The 18758-nt window shown below is 75.0% G+C and carries 19 protein-coding genes; 8 read left to right on the forward strand and 11 right to left on the reverse strand.

Going from position 1 to position 18758, the window contains the following annotated elements; translation table 11 throughout:
• The 4 genes from ACFT55_RS10710 to dapA form a co-directional block, all read right to left on the reverse strand.
• Positions 1-578 (reverse strand): adenosine deaminase (locus ACFT55_RS10710; RefSeq protein WP_380243811.1); only part of this gene is annotated, 578 nt, incomplete at its 3' end.
• 29 nt (positions 579-607) lie between these two features.
• Positions 608-1366, reverse strand: a complete 759-nt coding sequence (locus ACFT55_RS10715) for a DUF4328 domain-containing protein (RefSeq protein WP_380243812.1) — start codon at positions 1364-1366, stop codon at positions 608-610.
• An 84-nt stretch (positions 1367-1450) separates the two neighbouring features.
• A complete protein-coding gene (locus tag ACFT55_RS10720; RefSeq protein ID WP_380243813.1) occupies positions 1451-3136 on the reverse strand; it encodes a ribonuclease J in 1686 nt (561 codons plus the stop codon).
• Positions 3137-3158: 22 nt separating this feature from the next.
• On the reverse strand, positions 3159-4097 hold the full coding sequence (gene dapA, locus ACFT55_RS10725) for a 4-hydroxy-tetrahydrodipicolinate synthase (RefSeq protein WP_380243814.1): 939 nt from the start codon (positions 4095-4097) through the stop codon (positions 3159-3161).
• Positions 4098-4250: 153 nt separating this feature from the next.
• Here dapA and ACFT55_RS10730 point away from each other — a divergent pair, with 153 nt between their 5' ends.
• The 4 genes from ACFT55_RS10730 to ACFT55_RS10745 all read left to right on the forward strand — a co-directional run bounded on the left by ACFT55_RS10730 (position 4251) and on the right by ACFT55_RS10745 (position 7378).
• On the forward strand, positions 4251-5717 hold the full coding sequence (locus tag ACFT55_RS10730) for an NAD-dependent succinate-semialdehyde dehydrogenase (RefSeq protein ID WP_380243815.1): 1467 nt from the start codon (positions 4251-4253) through the stop codon (positions 5715-5717).
• A gap of 58 nt (positions 5718-5775) precedes the next feature.
• Positions 5776-6486: an AzlC family ABC transporter permease gene (locus tag ACFT55_RS10735; protein WP_380243816.1), complete on the forward strand. Its 711-nt coding sequence runs from the start codon at positions 5776-5778 to the stop codon at positions 6484-6486.
• Positions 6483-6803, forward strand: a complete 321-nt coding sequence (locus tag ACFT55_RS10740; RefSeq protein ID WP_380243817.1) for an AzlD domain-containing protein — start codon at positions 6483-6485, stop codon at positions 6801-6803. The genes ACFT55_RS10735 and ACFT55_RS10740 overlap by 4 nt, the downstream gene beginning before the upstream one ends.
• Positions 6804-6868: 65 nt before the next feature.
• Positions 6869-7378 carry a GNAT family N-acetyltransferase gene (locus ACFT55_RS10745; RefSeq protein WP_380243818.1) on the forward strand — a complete coding sequence of 170 codons (510 nt, stop codon included), beginning with the start codon at positions 6869-6871 and terminating at the stop codon, positions 7376-7378.
• Between the two features lie 72 nt (positions 7379-7450).
• Here ACFT55_RS10745 and ACFT55_RS10750 read toward each other — a convergent pair whose 3' ends face one another.
• Together ACFT55_RS10750 and ACFT55_RS10755 are read right to left on the reverse strand one after the other, a co-directional pair.
• Positions 7451-8074, reverse strand: a complete 624-nt coding sequence (locus tag ACFT55_RS10750) for a response regulator (RefSeq protein WP_380243819.1) — start codon at positions 8072-8074, stop codon at positions 7451-7453.
• Complete coding sequence (locus ACFT55_RS10755) at positions 8071-9402, reverse strand: sensor histidine kinase (RefSeq protein WP_380243820.1); 1332 nt, start codon at positions 9400-9402, stop codon at positions 8071-8073. Before ACFT55_RS10755 ends, ACFT55_RS10750 begins: the two co-directional genes overlap by 4 nt.
• A 157-nt stretch (positions 9403-9559) precedes the next feature.
• Here ACFT55_RS10755 and ACFT55_RS10760 point away from each other — a divergent pair, with 157 nt between their 5' ends.
• From ACFT55_RS10760 to ACFT55_RS10775, 4 genes are read left to right on the forward strand one after another with little or no spacing between them, the layout of a single operon-like run.
• Positions 9560-10660 (forward strand): FtsX-like permease family protein, encoded by a 1101-nt coding sequence (locus tag ACFT55_RS10760; RefSeq protein ID WP_380243821.1) that lies wholly within the window; start codon positions 9560-9562, stop codon positions 10658-10660.
• Positions 10661-10703: 43 nt separating this feature from the next.
• A complete protein-coding gene (locus ACFT55_RS10765; RefSeq protein WP_380243822.1) occupies positions 10704-11432 on the forward strand; it encodes an ABC transporter ATP-binding protein in 729 nt (242 codons plus the stop codon).
• A gap of 4 nt (positions 11433-11436) precedes the next feature.
• On the forward strand, positions 11437-12657 hold the full coding sequence (locus tag ACFT55_RS10770; RefSeq protein ID WP_380243823.1) for an MFS transporter: 1221 nt from the start codon (positions 11437-11439) through the stop codon (positions 12655-12657).
• Between the two features lie 56 nt (positions 12658-12713).
• Positions 12714-13265, forward strand: a complete 552-nt coding sequence (locus ACFT55_RS10775) for a hypothetical protein (protein WP_380243824.1) — start codon at positions 12714-12716, stop codon at positions 13263-13265.
• On the opposite strand, the gene ACFT55_RS10780 is transcribed toward ACFT55_RS10775, so the two are convergent.
• The 5 genes from ACFT55_RS10780 to rpsO all read right to left on the reverse strand — a co-directional run bounded on the left by ACFT55_RS10780 (position 13243) and on the right by rpsO (position 18646).
• A complete protein-coding gene (locus ACFT55_RS10780; RefSeq protein ID WP_380243825.1) occupies positions 13243-13719 on the reverse strand; it encodes a tetratricopeptide repeat protein in 477 nt (158 codons plus the stop codon). The genes ACFT55_RS10775 and ACFT55_RS10780 overlap by 23 nt on opposite strands.
• Positions 13716-14495 carry a 4-hydroxy-tetrahydrodipicolinate reductase gene (gene dapB, locus ACFT55_RS10785; RefSeq protein WP_380243826.1) on the reverse strand — a complete coding sequence of 260 codons (780 nt, stop codon included), beginning with the start codon at positions 14493-14495 and terminating at the stop codon, positions 13716-13718. The genes ACFT55_RS10780 and dapB overlap by 4 nt, the downstream gene beginning before the upstream one ends.
• A 48-nt stretch (positions 14496-14543) precedes the next feature.
• Positions 14544-15872: a M16 family metallopeptidase gene (locus ACFT55_RS10790; RefSeq protein ID WP_380243827.1), complete on the reverse strand. Its 1329-nt coding sequence runs from the start codon at positions 15870-15872 to the stop codon at positions 14544-14546.
• A 7-nt stretch (positions 15873-15879) separates the two neighbouring features.
• Entirely contained in the window at positions 15880-18123 is a 2244-nt protein-coding gene (locus ACFT55_RS10795) for a polyribonucleotide nucleotidyltransferase (RefSeq protein ID WP_380243828.1), read from the reverse strand.
• A gap of 253 nt (positions 18124-18376) precedes the next feature.
• On the reverse strand, positions 18377-18646 hold the full coding sequence (gene rpsO, locus ACFT55_RS10800; protein ID WP_380243829.1) for a 30S ribosomal protein S15: 270 nt from the start codon (positions 18644-18646) through the stop codon (positions 18377-18379).
• Between the last annotated feature and the right edge of the window lie 112 nt (positions 18647-18758).

Here is an 18758-nt window from a genome sequence, read left to right on the forward strand (position 1 = left end):
GCCTTCGCGAAGGCCGCCGCGAAGGGTGCCGCCGAGAACCCGACCTCGGTGGAGGCGAGGCCCACCCCCGCGACCGGTGCGTCCAGGGCCAGCAGGTCGTCGAGCAGCCCGTCCGCCTCCGTGGCGGGCCGGTGGCGCAGGAAGGCCGCGATCAGCAGACCGGAGACGCCGACCTCCGCCTCGCCCGCGGCCAGGCCCCCGGCGACGCCCGCCACCACCTCTTCCAGCGGCACGCCACGCGCGACGTGGGTCTGCAGGTCGACCATCAGCTCGGCGTGTCGCACGCCGCCCGCGGCGGCGCGCCGCAGGTACGCGACGGTGAGGTCCGCGAAGTCCTCCGCCGTGCGCAGCACCTGCGACGTCGCGTGGTAGAGGTCCAGGAACGACTGGAGGTCCGTGAAGTCGTAGGCCGCCCGGAGCGCGGCGGGGTCCGCGAACGGCAGCGGCACGCGGTTGCGCTCGGCGAGCGCGAACGCCAGCTCGGGCTCGAGTGTGCCCTCCAGGTGCAGGTGCAGCTCGGCGCGCGGCGGGCGCACCGGGGCTCTCGGGCTCGTCGGGGTCGTCGGGATCGAGGTCATGCCAGGCAGGGTACGGCTCGCTCCCGGGGTCAGAGGCCCGGGGCGCGCCGGGCCTGCAGGCCCCGCGTGATCTCGCGGACCAGCCCGACCCACAGCGCGCAGGCGGCGGCCGTCGCCGCGAAGGAGATCCCCTCGAACACCGGGACGACCTCGGGATCCGTCGCGCGCAGGCCCATCGACACGAGCGACGCCTGGTTGGACGACCACAGCCCGACCAGCCAGCACGCCCACCACCACCCGAGCCGGCGCGACGCGGTGCCCCCGACGGCGGCCGCGCGCACGTCCCGCACCACCTGGTACGGGAACCAGAGGAAGACGAACGGCACGACCCAGCCCAGCCAGACCCACACGGGGCGTCGCACCTGCCGGACGCTCGGAGACAGGGCCGCCGCGAGCCGGCGACCCTGCTGGAGCCACAGGCACCCGACGACGAACATCGCCGCCTGCACGGGAAACGCGAGCACCGCGAGCGAGTCGTACGGCGTCACGACGGTCATCAGCGACCTGCGCGCAGCGAGCGCGGCCTCGTAGGGCTCCACTGCCGCGAGCGAGGTGAGGAAGAAGCCGAGCTGCAGCACCGTCCAGACCACCGCCAGCACGGACGCCGCCGCTGCGAGACCCGTCGGGGCGCCGGCGAGCACGGCGGGCACCGTGGGCGCGGGGCTCGCCCCCGGCGACGCCAAGGCGCCGTACCGCGGCTCCGGCCGGACGGACTGCGCCTGAGCCAGGGTCGAACGCTCCGGCGGCACCACGCCGGACGGCGGGGCGAACGGGTCAGGTCGGGTCATCGAGACCTCCGGGACGGCGGCGGGGCCGCGCCAGCATACTGGCGCGACCCCGTCGCTCGTCACCCCTGACCAGGGGGTATGCCGTCAGGCCTCCACGACCACCGGCACGATCATCGGGCGGCGGCGCAGGCGGCGGTTCACCCACTGGCCGATGACGCGACGCATCACCTGCTGCAGCTGGTAGGTGTCGGTGGCACCGCCCGCGATGGCGGTCTCCAGCGCCGCGACCACGTCGGGCTGGATCTCCTCGAACACCGCGGCGTCCTCGGCCATCCCGCGCGCGAGGATCTGCGGGCCGGCGAGCACCTTGCCCGTGGCGGTGTCCACGACGGCGAAGACCGAGACGAAGCCCTCCTCCGCCAGCGTCCGGCGGTCCTTGAGCTCGTTCTCGGTCACCGCGCCGACGGTCGAGCCGTCGACGAAGACGTACCCGCAGGGCACCGCACCCACGACGGACGCCTTGCCGTCCACGAGGTCGACGACCACGCCGTCCTCGGCGAGGACCACGCGGTCGGCGGGCACGCCCGTGCGGACCGCGAGCGCCGCGTTGGCCACGAGGTGGCGCACCTCCCCGTGCACGGGCATGACGTTGCGCGGCTTGAGCACGTTGTAGCAGTACAGGAGCTCGCCGGCGCTCGCGTGCCCCGACACGTGCACCTTGGCGTTGCCGGAGTGCACGACGCGCGCGCCGAGGCGGGTCAGGCCGTTGATCACCCGGAACACGGAGTTCTCGTTGCCCGGGATGAGGGACGACGCCAGGATCACGGTGTCGCCGTGGCCCACCTGGACCTTGTGGTCGCCGTTCGCCATCCGGCTGAGCGCCGCCATCGGCTCGCCCTGGGAGCCGGTGGACATGTAGACGATCCGGTCGTCGGGCAGGCTGGCGGCCTGCTTCAGCTCGATGAGGACGCCCGGCGGGACGTCGAGGTAGCCGAGCTCCGCGGCGATGCCCATGTTGCGCACCATGGACCGCCCGACGAGCGCGACCTTGCGCCCGTGGGCGTGGGCGGCGTTGAGCACCTGCTGCACGCGGTGCACGTGCGAGGAGAACGACGCGACGACGATCCGCTTCTCCGCCTGCGCGAAGGCGGCGTCCAGCGCCGGGCCGATCTCGACCTCGTTCGTGACGAAGCCGGGGACCTCGGCGTTGGTGGAGTCGACCATGAACAGGTCGACGCCCTTCTCGCCCAGCCGGGCGAACGCGCGCAGGTCGGTGATGCGGCCGTCGAGCGGCAGCTGGTCCATCTTGAAGTCGCCGGTGTGCAGCACGGTGCCGGCGCCCGTCGTGACGGCGACGGCCAGCGCGTCCGGGATCGAGTGGTTGACGGCGACGAACTCGCAGTCGAACACACCGAACCGTGCGGTCTCGCCCTCGGCCACGACGCGCAGCACCGGCTTGATGCGGTGCTCCTTGAGCTTGGCGTCGACGAACGCGAGGGTCAGCCGCGAGCCGACCAGCGGGATGTCCCGGCGCAGCCGCAGCAGGTAGGGCACGGCGCCGATGTGGTCCTCGTGGCCGTGGGTGAGGACGATCGCCTCGATGTCGTCGAGGCGGTCCTTGATGTAGTCGAAGTCCGGCAGGATCAGGTCCACGCCGGGCTGGTGGTCCTCGGGGAAGAGGACGCCGCAGTCGATGACGAGCAGCCGCCCCTCGTACTCGAGGACGGCCATGTTGCGGCCCACCTCGCCCAGCCCGCCGAGGGCCACGATGCGCAGCCCCTTCGACGGCAGGGCGGGGGGCAGGGGAAGTTCGGGGTGAGGGTGGCTCACGAGGCCTCCAGGCCGGTCGGTCTTACGGAAGTGTGGTGGCGCCCGCGCGGACGCCGTCGTCGAGATAGCCGGCCGTGGCGAGGGCGCCGCGCACCAGCGCGACGTCGTCCTCGGTGGCGGCGGTGTTCGGCAGCCGCAGCTCGCGGTTGTCGAGGGCGCCGAGCGCCTCGAGCGCGGCCTTCGCCATCACGGCCTGCGCGCCGGCGCCGTTCAGCGCCTCGATCACGGGCAGGGTGGGGAGGAAGGCGGCGAGGGCGCCGGCGGTGTCGCCCGCGTCCCAGCGGCGCACGACCTCGGCGAACGCTCCGGCCACGACGTGCGCGGAGACGGAGACGATGCCGGCGGCGCCGACGGAGAGGAAGGGCAGGAGCAGGCTGTCGTCGCCGGAGTACCAGGCGAGCCCGGTCTCGGCGGCGAGGAGGGCGGCCGAGGCGACGTCACCGGTCGCGTCCTTCGTCGCGACGATCTTCGGGTGCCGCGCGAGGCGGGCGTAGGTCGGCGCCGCGATCCGCACGCAGGTGCGGCCTGGCACGTCGTACAGCATGACGGGCAGGTCGGTCGCGTCCGCCACCGTCACGAAGTGGCGGTACAGGCCCTCCTGGCTGGGGCGCGAGTAGTAGGGCGAGACGACGAGGAGGCCGTGCGCACCGGCCTCGGCCGCCTGCTCGGCCATGCGCACCGCGTGCACCGTGTCGTTGGAGCCTGCGCCCGCCAGGACGAAGGCGCGGTCGCCCACGGCGTCCACGACCGCGCGCACGAGGTCCGCCTTCTCGGGCGCGTGCGTCGTCGGCGACTCGCCGGTGGTGCCCGAGAGCACGAGCCCGTCGTTGCCCTCGTCCACCAGCCGCTTCGCCACCCGCGCCGCAGCGTCCAGATCGACGTCGCCCGAGGGCGTCATGGGCGTGACCATCGCGGTGAGGACAGCGCCGAAGGGGCGCGCGGCGGTGGGGGCGAGCGTCATGGGTCAACCGTACCGGGCGCGGCCGTCCGGGACGGACCGGTTCACCCGTCGAGCACCCGGACCTGCCGGCTCCGGGGGGAGCGTGGCGGAGAGCGAGCCGGGTCGTGCGACGTTCCCGTGTCGAGCAGGCCGCCCCCTGTGCATACTCGGGGCATGAGCTCGCTGTCCCCCGCGCTCGTCGCCCATCTGCCGACCGGCATGCTCGCCGACGGCCAGTGGACCGCGGCCGCGGGCGGCCGGACCTTCGAGGTGACCGACCCGGCCACCGGCGAGGTGCTGTTCGACGTCGCCGACGCCTCGCCCGAGGACGGGCGGCGGGCGCTCGCCTCGGCCGCGGAGGCCGCGCCGGCGTGGCGCGCGGTGGCGCCCCGGGAGCGCTCGGAGCTGCTGCGGGCCGTGTACGAGCGGATCGTCGCGCGCAGCGACGCCTTCGCCTCGCTCATCACGGCCGAGTGCGGCAAGCCCCTGGCGGAGGCACGCGCCGAGGTCGTGTACGGCGCCGACTTCCTGCGCTGGTACGCGGAGCAGGCGGTCCGCACCGACGGCGTGGTCCGCACCGCGCCCGCCGGCACGAACCGCCAGCTCGTGCACCGGCGCCCCGTCGGCCCGGCGCTGCTGATCACCCCGTGGAACTTCCCCATCGCGATGGCGACCCGCAAGATCGGCCCGGCGCTCGCCGCCGGCTGCACGGTCGTGATCAAGCCCGCGCACCAGACCCCGCTCACCACCATGCTCGTGGCCGAGGTGATCCGCTCCGAGCTGGCCGACCGCGGCCTGCCGCGCGGCGTCGTGAACGTCGTCCCGACCGCCACCTCCGCCGACCTGGTCGCACCGCTCCTGGGCGACGACCGGCTGCGCAAGCTGTCGTTCACCGGCTCCACCGCCGTGGGCCGCGGCCTCCTGCAGCAGGCCGCGGAGCAGGTGCTGCGCACGTCGATGGAGCTGGGCGGCAACGCGCCCTTCGTCGTGTTCGCGGACGCCGACCTCGACGCGGCCGTGGACGGCGCCACCGTCGCCAAGCTCCGCAACGCCGGGCAGTCCTGCGTGGCGGCCAACCGCTTCCTGGTGCACGACTCGGTGGCACGGGAGTTCGCCCAACGGCTCGCCGACCGGTTCTCCGGGCTGCGGGTCGGGCGCGGCGACGCGGACGGCGTGGACGTCGGTCCGCTCATCGACGAGAAGGCGGTGGCCAAGGTCGCCGAGCTCGTCGACGACGCCTCCGGGCGCGGCGCGCAGGTGCTCACCGGTGGCGGGCGGCCCGACGGTCCCGGCACGTTCTTCGAGCCGACGGTGCTGTCCGGGGTCGGCCCGGACGCCCGGGCGGTGCGGGAGGAGATCTTCGGGCCGGTGGCGCCCGTGGTCGCGTTCGCCGACGACGACGAGGCGATCGCCCTCGCCAACGACACGGAGTACGGGCTGGCCGCCTACGCCTACACCACCTCCCTCGACCGCGCCCTGCGCGTCGGCGCCGAGGTCGACGCCGGCATGATCGGCATCAACCGGGGCATGGTGTCCGACGCGAGCGCCCCGTTCGGCGGCATGAAGCAGTCGGGACTCGGGCGCGAAGGGGGCGAGGCAGGGCTCGAGGAGTACCTCGAGACCGTGTACGTGGCCCTCTGAGCGGCGAGCACCGTCCGCGCGTTTCCCGCGGCACCGGGGCTCGTGGTCAACTACCGGCGTGACACGTGCAGCGCGACCGGACCCGGCGGTGCGGTCCGCCGTCCGCCAGGGTGCCTCGGTGGCCCTGGCCACCGGGCTCTACGGCATCTCCTTCGGGGCGCTGTCGGTCGTGGCGGGCGTGAGCGTGCCGCAGACGATGGTGCTGAGCCTGCTGCTCTTCTCCGGAGGCTCGCAGTTCGCCCTCGTCGGCGTGGTCGCCGCGGGCGGCTCCCCCGTCGCCGCGATCGCGACGTCGACGCTGCTGGGCGTGCGCAACACGCTGTACGGCGCGGTGGTGGCCCCGCTCCTGCAGGTGCGCGGCTGGCGGCGGCTTGCGGCGGCGCACCTCACGATCGACGAGTCGACGGCGGTGGCGGTCGGGCAGCGGGAGCGGGCGGCCACCCGGGCGGGGTTCTGGGTCACCGGGATCGGCGTCTTCGTCCTGTGGAACGCGTTCACGCTGCTCGGGGCTCTCGCCGGCGACGCTCTCGGCGACCCGCGCGCGTGGGGGCTGGACGCCGCGGCCGGGGCGGCGTTCCTCGCCCTCGTGTGGCCGCGCCTCGCGTCACGGCAGGCGCAGCTCGTGGCAGCGGTGGCCGTGGCGGTCACCGCCGCCCTCGTCCCCCTGGCGCCCGCCGGGGTGCCGGTGCTCGCGGCGGCGGCCGCCGCGATCGTCGTCGGGCTCGTCGCGGGCCCGCGGCCCGCAGACCACCGGGAGCAGGCCGCATGACCACCACGGTGCTGTGGGTGACCGTGCTGGTCGCCTCCCTGCTCAGCCTGGCGCTCAAGCTCGGCGGCCACCTCGTCCCCGAGCACTGGCTGGCCACCGAGCGGGTGCAGCGCACGTCGACGCTCGTCACGGTGGCGCTGCTCGTGTCGCTGGTCGTCGTCCAGACGTTCGCGGACGGCCAGTCGCTGGCCGTCGACGCGCGGGTGCCCGCGCTGGCCGTCGCCGCGATCGCGCTCGCGCTGCGCGCGCCGTTCATCCTCGTGGTCGTGCTCGCGGCCGCGACCGCCGCGGGGCTGCGCGCGCTCGGCTGGGGCTGACGCCACCGCGCCCGCCGTCACTCGCTCGCCGTCACTCACTCGCCGTCACTCACTAGGGTGGCCCGATGGCACTCTTCCGCGAGACGGCCGACGTCTCGGTCCGCCCGGCCGTCCCCGGCGACGAGGACGCGGTGACCCGCGTCCAGGTGTCGGCGTGGCGCGCGACGCACGAGGTCGCGCTCGGCGACGGCGTCGTCGACGCGCTCGACACCGACACGATGCGCGAGCGCTGGGCGCGCGCCATCTCCGCGCCGCCCGGGCCGGGCTTCGCCGTCCTCGTCGCGCTCGACGGCCCCGCGGTCGTCGGCTTCGCTGCCGTCGGCCCGGGCCAGCTCGTCGCCCTCGAGGTGGAGCCGCAGCACCAGCGGGGCGGGCACGGCTCACGCCTGCTGTCGGCCGCGGTCGACCGGCTGCGCACCGACGGCGCCGAGGAGGTCGTCACCTGGGTGCTCGACGACGACTCCGCCCGCGAGCGCTTCCTCTCCTCGGCCGGCCTCGGCCCGGACGGCATGACCCGCACCCTGGCGACCGGCGTGCGGGACGTCGTGGAGCGGCGCTGGTCGGCCGCCCTCTGAGGCCCGACCGTGTATGACGGGTGAAGGGCGACAGGTGACGGGTGAGCCTGTGCGCGACGCCCGGGCGGGTCGTCAGGCGAGGATGCCGCGCCGCCGCGCCTCGGCCACGGCCGCCGTGCGCGAGGTCACCCCGAGCTTGTCGTAGACGTGCGCCAGGTGTGACTTCACCGTGGCGCGCGTGAGGAACAGCGCGCGGGCGATCTCCTCGTTGCTGCGGCCGGCGGCGACGAGCCCCAGCACCTCGATCTCCCGCAGCGTCGGCGCGACACCGGGCGAGCGCAGGCGTCCCAGCAGCCGGCGCTGCACGGCCGGGCCGAGCACCGCCTGCCCCGTCGCCGCGGCGCGGACCGCCGCCGCGAGCTCGTCGGTCGGCGCGTCCTTGAGGAGGTACCCGGCGGCACCCGCCTCCACGGCGGCGAGGATGTCCGCGTCCGAGTCGTACGTCGTGAGGATCAGCACGGGCGGGCCGCCCAGGGCCACGACCTGCCGCGTCGCCTCGACGCCGCCCAGCCGGCCCTCGCCGAAGCGGAGGTCGACGAGCAGCACGTCGGCCGGCTCGCCGCGGCGCACCCGCGCCACGAGGTCCTCGGCACGCCCCAGCTCGGCGACCACCCGCACGTCCGGCTGAGCGTCGAGGACGGCGCGCAGCCCCGCGCGCACCACCGGGTGGTCGTCGGTCAGGACGACCTCGATCACGCCTCCTCCCCCGCGAGCTCCGCGGACGCGCCGGTCCTCGGCGGCGCGGCCGCGGGCACCGGCAGCTGGACCGCGAGCGCCGTCCCCCGACCCGGGGCGGACTCGACGCTCAACGTGCCGCCCAGCTCGGCCGCCCGCGAACGCATCGCGACCAGGCCGTAGCCGCCGGGCGCGTCGTCCTCTGTCCCGCTGCCTGCCCCGCGGCCTGCCCCGCGGCCTGGCCCGGAGGTCGGCGCGAGCGATGCCGGGTCGAACCCGACGCCGTCGTCCACGACGTCGAGGGCGACGGCGTCGTCCAGGTAGCTCAGCGTCACGGCCGCCGCCTGCGCCCCCGCGTGCTGGGTGACGTTCGCGAGCGCCGACTGCGCCACGCGCAGCAGCGCGGTCTCGACCGGCGTGCCGACAGCCCGCGGCGCGCCGGTGACCGTGACCGTCACGGCGACGTCACCCCGGTCCGCGGTGCGCCCGGCGACGCGGCGCAGCGCGGCCGCCAGCGCGGTCTCCCCCGCCCCGGCGAGATCGGTGGGGGCGAGGTCACGGACGAACCGGCGGGCCTCGGCGAGGTTCTCGCGCGCGACGTCGCGGGCCCGGTCGATCCCGTCGCGGGCGCCGTCGTCGTCGCCGCCTACCTGGGCGCGCGCCGCGCGCAGCAGCAGCTCGATGGCCGAGTAGCCCTGCGCCAGCGTGTCGTGGATCTCGCGCGCGAGGCGCTCGCGCTCGCCGGCGACGGCGCGGTCGCGCTCGGCGTGGGCCAGGTCGGCGCGCGTGGCCCGCAGCTCGGCGAGCATGCGCTGCCGCTCCTGCGCCTCGCGCACCAGCGCCTCGAGCCCGAGGACGACGCCGACGGCGACCGCACCGCCCAGCAGCGGCCCGAGCACCGCCCCGACCACGAGCGTGCCCGACCACCAGGCCCAGGCGGCGACCGCGGCTCCCGCCGTGAGGACCACCGCGACGACGCCACGGTGCGGGCCGAGCACGTGCATCTGCAGCAGCATCAGCGGGAACGCCAGCCACAGCGCGCTCGGCGCCGCAGCCGCCAGCGCGAGCCACAGCAGGCCCAGCGCCAGCATCCACGCCCCGCCGGGCCACCAGGCGCCGCGCGGTGCGCCGACCGGCCGGTCGACGACGCGGACCCGCGCCCGGCCGACCGCGTAGAGGGCGAGCAGCGCGGCCGCGAGCAGCACGACCGTCAGCACCCCGCCGCGCGACCCGCCCGACACCAGCACCTGGCCGACGGAGAACAGCACGAGACCGCCGACGAGCACGTCGAGACCGACCTGCAGCCCCCGGGTCGTCGCGAGCGCGGGGTGGGCGGGGCGGGCGGGCATGCCTTCACCGTAGCCACGGTGGTGCGCCACGCATCGGCCGAAAGGTGGAGCCGCACCTCCACCTCGCGGCGGCGGCCGACCGGCCGCGGGCCGGATCCCCAGGACGCGGCCGGACGGCAGCCTCGAGGGGTACTCGTCCCCGCACCCGGAGGTCCCTGTGTTCGTCGCCCTGCGCGACCTGCGCCACGCCCGTGGCCGGTTCGCCCTCGTGTCCGTCGTCGTCGTCCTCGTCACGTTCCTCGTGACCTTCCTCGCCTCTCTCACCACGGGGCTCGCTCGGGAGTCGACGTCCGTGATCACCGACCTGCCCGTCGACCACGTCGCGCTCTCGGTGCCCGACGGCGCCGCGGTCGACCTCGCCGCCTCCCAGGTGGACGCAGACGACGTCGCTGCTTGGGAGGCGCAGCCCGAGGTGACGGCCGCCGAGCCGCTCGGCATCGCCACGACGCGCGCCACGCTCGGCGCGGGGGCGGGCGGCGTCTCCGTCACCGTCCTCGGCGTGCGGCCGGGGTCGGGCCTCGTGCCGGACGGTGCGGACGTGGGTGCCGGGCGGGTGGTGCTGTCGGCCGGGGCCGCCGAGGACCTCGGTGCGCGCGGCGGCGACACCCTCGTGGTCGCGTCCCAGCACCTGCGGGTCTCGCGCGTCGTGCCGGACGACGCCTCCTACGCGCACACCCCCGTGGTCTGGACGACCCTGGACGACTGGCAGGCGGTCGGCGCCGAGCCGGCCGACGCCGGGGCCGGGGCCGGCGACGTCGCGACCGCCATGGCGCTCAGCGACAGCCTCGACGACGACGCCGCGGCGGCGGTCGCGGAGGCCACGGGGACCGTCGTGCTCACTCCCCGCGAGGCCCGCACGGCGGTCGGCTCCTTCGCCGCAGAGAACGGCTCGCTGACCACCATGCAGGCGTTCCTCCTGGCGATCTCCGCGCTCGTCGTCGGGGCCTTCTTCACCGTCTGGACCGTGGGGCGCAGCGGTGACGTCGCCGTCCTCAAGGCCCTCGGCGCGTCGACGGGCTACCTGCTGCGCGACGCGATCGGGCAGGCCGTCGTGGTCCTCGTGGGCGGCGTCGCCCTGGGCACCCTCCTCGCCGCCGGCTCGGCCGCGCTCCTGCCCTCGGCCGTCCCGGTGGTCGTCTCCGTCGCCACCACCGTGCTGCCCGCGGCGCTGCTCGTCGTCCTCGGTGTCGCAGGGGCGGGGCTCGCCGTCGCGCGCATCACCCGCGTCGACCCGCACGCCGCGCTCGCCGCCCGCTGACCGCTCCCCTGCCCCCTGCCCCCAACCTCTCCGGGAGACCACCATGGACCTGCACCTCGACCGCCTCACGCTCGTCTACCCCGACGGCTCCTCGACCCTCACGGCCGTCGACGACGTCTCGCTCACGGTGCCCGCGGGCACGACGACGGCCCTCGTCGGCCCGTCCGGCTCGGGCAAGTCCAGCCTGCTCGCCGTGGCCGGAGGCCTCACCCGCCCGACGTCCGGCACCGTGACGTTCGGCGCGGGCCCCGACGCGCCCGTGCTCACCCCCACGACGACCGTCGCGGAGGCCACCCGGGTGCGGCGCGACCACGTCGGCATCGTGTTCCAGCAGCCGCAGCTCCTGCCGTCCCTGACGGCCGTCGAGCAGGTCGAGCTGCTCGCCCACCTCCGCGGCGCACGACCCTCCGCCCTGCGCGCCCGTGCCCTCGAGCTGCTCGACGCCGTCGGGCTGGCCGACCAGGCGCGGCGTCGCCCCGCACAGCTCTCGGGCGGCCAGCGTCAGCGCGTGGCGATCGCGCGCGCCCTGGCGACGACGCCGGACGTGCTGCTCGTGGACGAGCCCACCTCCGCGCTCGACCACGACCGCGGGCTGGCGGTCGTCGAGCTGGTCACCTCGCTCGGGCGCGAGTGTGGCGCCGCCACCGTGCTGGTCACGCACGACGAGTCGACGCTCGGCCCGGTGGACGCCGTCGTCCGGCTCGTCGACGGCCGGGTCGACCCCGGGCGCGCGGACGCCCCCCTCGCCGCCGGGGCACCGGTGGCAGGATGAGGCGGTGCCCCTCCCCTCCGACCCCGCACCCGGCCCGGCCCGTGAACCCGCCTCGTCACCGACGCGCACCGTCCGTGACGCCGCGGCCGGGATCGCGGTGCTCGGCGTCGCCAACTTCGTCGCGATCACGACGGAGGTGCTGCCGGTGGGCCTGCTGCCGCAGGTCGCACGGGGCGTCGGGGTCAGCGAGTCCACGGCGGGGCTGCTGGTCACGGTGTACGCGTTCGTCGTCGCGGCGTGCGCGGTCCCGCTGACGGTCGCGACCCGGTCGCTGGCCCGCAAGCCGCTGCTGCTCGTCACCCTCGCCACCTACGCCCTGAGCAACCTGCTGGTCGCCGTGGCGCCGTCGTACGCCGTGGTGGCGGGGGCGCGGGTGCTCGGCGGGCTCGGGCACGCGGTCTTCTTCTCCGTGTCGATCGCGTACGCCGCCCGGCTGGTCAGCCCCCTCTACACGGGACGCGCGCTGACGCTCGTCACCGCCGGGGGCACCCTGGGCTTCGTGCTCGGCGTGCCTCTGTCGACGTCGCTCGGCGCCGCCGTGGGCTGGCGCTGGTCCTTCGGGGTCCTCGCGGCGGTCTGCGCCGTGACGGCGCTCCTGGTCGCGCGCCTCCTGCCGTCGGTCGCGGTCGAGACCGCCCCGCCGCGCGACGCGGCGGCCGCCCGCCAGGGGCGCGCCCGGCTCGGGCTCGTCGTCGGCACCAACACCGTCCTCTTCGGCGGGCAGTACACCGTCTACACGTACATCTCGGTGCTGCTGCTGGCCGCCGGGCTGTCGGAACCCGCCGTCGGGCCGGCGCTGCTGGTGTTCGGGGCGCTCGGTCTGGTCGGGCTGTGGGGCGCGGCCCGCTACCTCGACCACAGCCCTCGCGCCCTGACGATCGTCGCGATGGCGACGATCGCCGTCGCGCTCGTCGCACTGGCGCTCGCGCTGCCGGCCACCGCCGGGGTGCTCGTCGCGGCGGGCGTGTGGCTCGCCGCGTTCGGGGCGATCCCCGCCACCTTCCAGGCCGCGGCGCTGCGCACGCAGGGCGCGACGCCCGACATCGCGGGCGCCTTCGTGAACGCGACCTCCAACTTCGGGATCGGGCTCGGCGCGGCCGTCGGGGCCGTGGTGGTGGCCGGCCCCGGCCCCCAGGCCCTCGCGCTGACGGGCGCAGGCATCGTCACCGTCTCCCTGGTCGCGGTGCTCGTGGCCCGCCAGGCGTTCCCCCGCCGGGCGTCGTAGCGGGACCGTCACGACGCCGTGACGCGCCCGTAGCACCGCGGTGGGACGGTGGACGCATGGACCACCCGGGCGGAGCGACGACACCTCGGCCGCCGATCGTCACCGACTACTTCGCGGCACCCAACGACGCGGTCGCCGCGACGGTGGTGCACCAGGAGGCCGGTCCCTCGGTGGTCGCGCGCGGCTCCGGGCAGCCGCTCTTCGACACGGTGCGGCTCCCCGCGGTCGAGCCGTTCGTCGTGCTCGGGCGGATCGCGGCGGCCCTCTGCGGCCGTCCCTACGCGGAGGTCACGGCACACCCGCGGCACGGCGCCGTCGTCGACGGTGCGGACGAGGGGCCGTGGGTGGTGACGGTGTCCGACGAGCTGGCCCACGCCCTCGCCGCGACGCCCCCGGAACGCCTCGCCGCCGTGGCCCGATCCCACGCGAGGCTCTCCGGCCCGGTCCCGGCCGACCTGCTCGTGCCGGCCCTCGTCGCGCTGGGTGAGCTGGCCGACCGTGCCGGTCGGGTGCGCCACGACCTCTACTGCTGGACGCGGCTGACGCCGCCCTCCAGCCGCCGTCCCGCGATGGCCGGCGCGTCCGTCAGGACGCGGCGCCCGGCGTGAACAACGACGACGCGCGGCGCAGCGCCTCGCGCGCCCGGCGCCGGTCCCCGGCCGCGTCGTAGGCGAACGCCAGCTGGTACCAGGCCTTCCAGCTCTCCGGGTCCTGCTCGACGGCGTCGCGACGCACGTCGAACGCCGCGTCGGCCGCCGCACGGTCGATCCGGCCGCCGGGCGAGCGCGGCAGGTCGTCCACGGGCAGCTCGCCCGCCGCGGCCAGGACGTCGGCCATCTGCTGCACGCGGGTCGCCAGGCGGTATTCCCGGGCGATGAGCACGATGACCAGCAGCGGGATGACGAGCACCGCCACGCCGATCGCGACGAGCACCGGCTCGCCGACGCGGATCATCGCCACGCCGCGACCGGCGATCGCCCAGATGTACAGCGCGAGCAGCGCGGTGACGACGACCGCCCCGACCAGCCCGCGCGGCAGCCGCCGGCGCGGCGCCTCGCTCACGACAGGTCCAGCACGTTCTCGAGACCGACGGTCAGCCCGGGCCGGGACACGACCTCGCGCACGGCGAGCAGCACGCCCGGCATGAAGGAGGCCCTGTCGAACGAGTCCTGCCGGATCACCAGCTGCTCACCGACGTTGCCGAACAGGATCTCCTCGTGCGCGACGAGCCCTCGCAGCCGGACGGCGTGCACGCGTACGCCGTCGACGTCGGCCCCGCGTGCCTCGATGCCCGACTCCGTCGCGTCCGGCATCGCCGCGAGACCCGCCTCGGCCCGGGCCCGCGCGATCGCGGCCGCCGTGTGCCGTGCGGTGCCCGACGGCGCGTCCACCTTGTCGGGGTGGTGCAGCTCCACCACCTCCGCAGACTCGAAGTAGCGCGCGGCCTTGGCCGCGAACGTCATCGCCAGCACGGCGGACAGGCCGAAGTTCGGGGCGATGAGCACGCCCAGCCCGGACTGGCCGGCGGCGTCCCGCTCCGCGTTGACGCGTCCCAGGTGCTCGGTGACGCGTCCCCGGGACTCGTCGTCCCAGCCGGTGGTGCCGACGACCACGTGGGCGCCGGCGTCCAGGACGGCGTGCACGTTGCCCTCCGTCGCCGCCGGGACGGTGAAGTCGACGACGACGTCCGCGCCGGCCAGGCCGGCGGCGTCCACGGTGTCGGTCGCGTCGAGCCGCGCGACGAGCTCGAGCCCCGCCGCCTCGTCGACGGCACGGCACACGGTGGCACCCATGCGCCCCGCGGCACCGAGCACCGCCACGCTGAGGGTCTTGCTCATGGGATCAGGTCTCCGATCTCGTTCTTCACGGTCCCGGCGGGTCGCCGGTCAGTCGCCGAACGGCCCGACGCGGACCACGGAACGCGGGCGCGCCGCCAGGTCGGCCGCGAGCTCGCGCACGTCGTCGGCCGTCACGGCCCGGACCCGCTCGAGCGACTCCTCGAGGCTGAGGAGCTCGCCGTACACCAGCTCGGCCTTGCCCAGGCGGCTCATCCGCGACCCCGAGTCCTCGAGGCCGAGCACCAGCCCGCCCGACAGCTGGCCGATGCTGCGCTCCAGCTCGGCGGTCGTGATGGGTTCGCCCGCCATGCGCTCCAGCTCCGCGACGAGCAGCTCGGTGACCTGGTCGACCTTGGCGGGCGAGCAGCCCGCGTACAGGCCGAAGGTGCCCAGGCCGCCGTGGCCGGAGGCGAACGAGTACGTGGTGTAGGCCAGCCCGCGCCGCTCACGCACCTCCTGGAACAGGCGCGACGACATGCCGCCGCCCAGGACGGCGTTCAGCACGGACAGCGTGAAACGACGGTCGTCCGTCGCTGCGAGCCCGGTGGACCCGATGATGACGTTGGCCTGCTCCACCTGGCGTCGCACGGTCAGCTCGACGCCTTCGACCGGGACGCCGCCCTGGTCCGCGGCCGTGGCACGCCGGGCTCGCGGCGTGGCTCCGGCGGCGAGGTCCCAGCCGCCGGTCGCGAGCGCGTCCGTGACCTGCGCGACGAGCGCGTCGTGGTCCACGCCGCCCGCCGCGGAGACGACCAGCGTCTCGGGCCGGTAGTGCCAGCGGTAGTGCTCCCAGACCGCGTCGCGCGGCACGGCGCGGATCGTGTCCGGCGTGCCGCCGATCGGGCGGCCCAGGGGGTGGGAGCCCAGCACCGCGGCGGAGAACTCCTCGTGCACGACGTCGCCCGGGTCGTCGTCGTTCATCGCGAGCTCTTCGAGGATGACGCCGCGCTCGGTCTCGAGCTCGCCCTCGTCGAGGCGGGCCGACGTCACCATGTCGGCGATCACGTCGACCGCCATGGGCAGGTCGGCGTCGAGCACGCGCGCGTAGTAGCAGGTGTGCTCCTTGCCGGTGGCGGCGTTGGCCTCGCCGCCGACGGCGTCGAACGCCTCGGCGATGTCCATCGCGGACCGCCGGGGCGTCCCCTTGAACAGCAGGTGCTCGAGGAAGTGGGTCGAGCCGAAGTGCCCGTCGGTCTCGTCGCGCGAGCCCACACCGACCCAGGCGCCCACCGTCGCCGAGCGCAGGCCCGGCATCGTCTCGGTGAGCACACGAACACCGCCGGGCAGGACGGTGCGACGGATCGTCGCCCCGTCCTGCCCGGCGGTCAGGTCGGCACCGGGCTCGCCCGCGGGGACGAGCGGGAGGTGCCAGGTCATCAGAGCGTCAGGCCTCCGCGGGCGCGTCGGCGCCGGACTCGGCGGCCGGCGCGTCGTCGGCCTTCTCGTCCTCGGTGACCGCGACCAGCGACAGCTTGCCGCGCGGGTCGATCTCACCGATCTCGACCTGGACCTTCTGGCCCACGGACAGCACGTCGTCGACGTTCTCGACGCGCTTGCCGCCCACGAGCTTGCGGATCTGGCTGATGTGCAGCAGACCGTCCTTGCCCGGCGAGAGCGAGATGAACGCGCCGAACGACGTCGTCTTGACGACGGTGCCGACGAAGCGCTCGCCCACCTCGGGGACGTGCGGGTTGGCGATCGCGTTGATCGCCGCGCGGGCGGCCTCGGCCGAGGGGCCGTCGGTGGCGCCGATGTAGACGGTGCCGTCGTCCTCGATGGAGATGTCCGCGCCCGTCTCCTCCTGGATCTGGTTGATCATCTTGCCCTTGGGCCCGATGACCTCGCCGATCTTGTCGACCGGCACCTTCACCGAGATGACGCGCGGAGCGTTGGGGCTCATCTCGTCCGGGACGTCGATCGCCTCGGCGAGGACCTCCAGGATGGTCAGGCGCGCGTCGCGGGCCTGGGTCAGCGCGCCGGCCAGGACCGACGCGGGGATGCCGTCGAGCTTGGTGTCGAGCTGGATGGCCGTGACGAACTCGCTGGTACCGGCGACCTTGAAGTCCATGTCGCCGAACGCGTCCTCGGCGCCCAGGATGTCGGTCAGGGCGGCGTAGCGGGTCTCACCGTCGACCGTGTCGGAGATGAGGCCCATCGCGATGCCGGCGACCGGCGCCTTCAGGGGGACGCCCGCGTTGAGCAGCGACAGCGTCGAGGCGCAGACGGAGCCCATCGAGGTCGAGCCGTTGGAACCGAGAGCCTCGGACACCTGGCGGATCGCGTAGGGGAACTCCTCGCGGCTCGGCAGCACGGGCACCAGGGCCCGCTCGGCGAGCGCGCCGTGCCCGATCTCGCGACGCTTCGGGCTGCCGACGCGGCCCGTCTCGCCCGTGGAGAACGGCGGGAAGTTGTAGTTGTGCATGTAGCGCTTGCGCGTGACCGGCCCGAGCGAGTCGATCTGCTGCTCCATGCGCAGCATGTTCAGCGTGGTGACGCCCAGGATCTGGGTCTCGCCGCGCTCGAACAGGGCGGAGCCGTGCACGCGCGGGATGACCTCGACCTCGGCCGACAGCGTGCGGATGTCCGCGAGCCCACGACCGTCGATGCGGACACCGTCGGTGAGGACGCGCTGGCGGATGAGCTTCTTCTGCAGGGCGCGGTACGCGGCCGACAGCTCCTTCTCGCGACCCTCGAAGGCCTGCGCCGTGAGGGCGCTGACCATGCCCGCCTTGATCTCGTCGAGGCGGTTCTCGCGGTCCTGCTTGTCGGCGATGGCGAGCGCGTCGCCCAGCGCCGGCGCGACCTCGGCCTCGACGGCGGCGAACGCGTCGTCCTGGTAGTCGAGGAAGACCGGGTACTCCTGGACCTCCTTGGCGGCCTGCGCCGCGAGCGAGGCCTGCGCCTCGCAGAGGGCCTTGAGGAACGGCTTCGACGCCTCGATGCCCTGGGCGACGACCTCCTCGGTCGGCGCGGCGACGCCCTCGCTCTTGATGAGCTTCCAGGCGTCGTCGGTGGCCTCGGCCTCGATCATCGCGATCGCGACGTCGTCCCCGACGATGCGGCCGGCCACGACCATGTTGAACACGGCACGCTCGAGGTCCGAGTACTTCGGGAACGCGACCCACTGGCCGTCGATGAGCGCGACGCGGACGCCGGCGACCGGGCCGGAGAACGGCAGGCCGGAGATCTGGGTGGACGCCGACGCGGCGTTGATCGCCAGCACGTCGTACGAGTCGTCCGGGTGGATGGCCAGGACGTCGATGACGACCTGGACCTCGTTGCGCAGGCCCTTGACGAACAGCGGGCGCAGCGGACGGTCGATGAGGCGGCAGGCGAGGATCGCCTCCGTCGAGGGGCGGCCCTCGCGGCGGAAGAACGAGCCGGGGATCTTGCCGGCGGCGTACTGCCGCTCCTCGACGTCCACCGTCAGCGGGAAGAAGTCGAACTGGTCCTTGGGGTGCTTGCCGGCCGTCGTGGCCGACAGCAGCATCGTCTCGCCGTCCAGGTACGCGGCGACGGAGCCGGCGGCCTGGCGGGCGAGGCGGCCCGTCTCGAAGCGGACGGTGCGGGTGCCGAAGCGGCCGTTGTCGATGACGGCCTCGGCGAACTGGATCTCGGGACCCTCCACGGGTGCCCTCCTTGATCTCGAGGGCGCCGCCACGGCTCGGCGGTCTTCGATCGAGGCCCACGGAGCCGGCCCGGGATCCGGGCGGTTCGGGGGGCCACTACCGAGGACCGGACGAGAATCCGGCGGCGCGGTGGTGGCGTGACGGGCGATCGCCCGTCATCGTCGGTCGGTGTCGTGTCGACCTCGTGCCGACAAGGACATCACACCAGACCAGCCCGGCCCCTGCGAGAGGGGACCGGGCTGGCAGGCGGTGTCAGCGGCGCAGGCCGAGGCGCTGGATCAGCGCGCGGTAGCGCTCGATGTCGACCTTCTGCAGGTAGCCCTGCAGGCGGCGGCGCTGGCCGACGAGGAGGAGCAGGCCACGACGCGAGTGGTGGTCGTGCTTGTGCTCCTTGAGGTGCTCGTTCAGGTCGTTGATGCGCTGGGTGAGCAGCGCGATCTGCACCTCGGGCGAGCCGGTGTCGCCCTCGTGAGTGGCGTACTCGGTGATGATGGACTGCTTGGTGGCAGCGTCGAGCGGCATGGCTCTCCTTCGGTGTCGTTGCGCGGTGCTCCGGGACTCGTTCACCGGGGCGCTCTGGATCCGCGGCCGTTCATACGGCCCCACCATGCTACCAGCGCGCCGCCCGCCGGGC

This window comes from Isoptericola sp. NPDC057191, assembly GCF_042670225.1.
Classification (GTDB): domain Bacteria; phylum Actinomycetota; class Actinomycetes; order Actinomycetales; family Cellulomonadaceae; genus Isoptericola.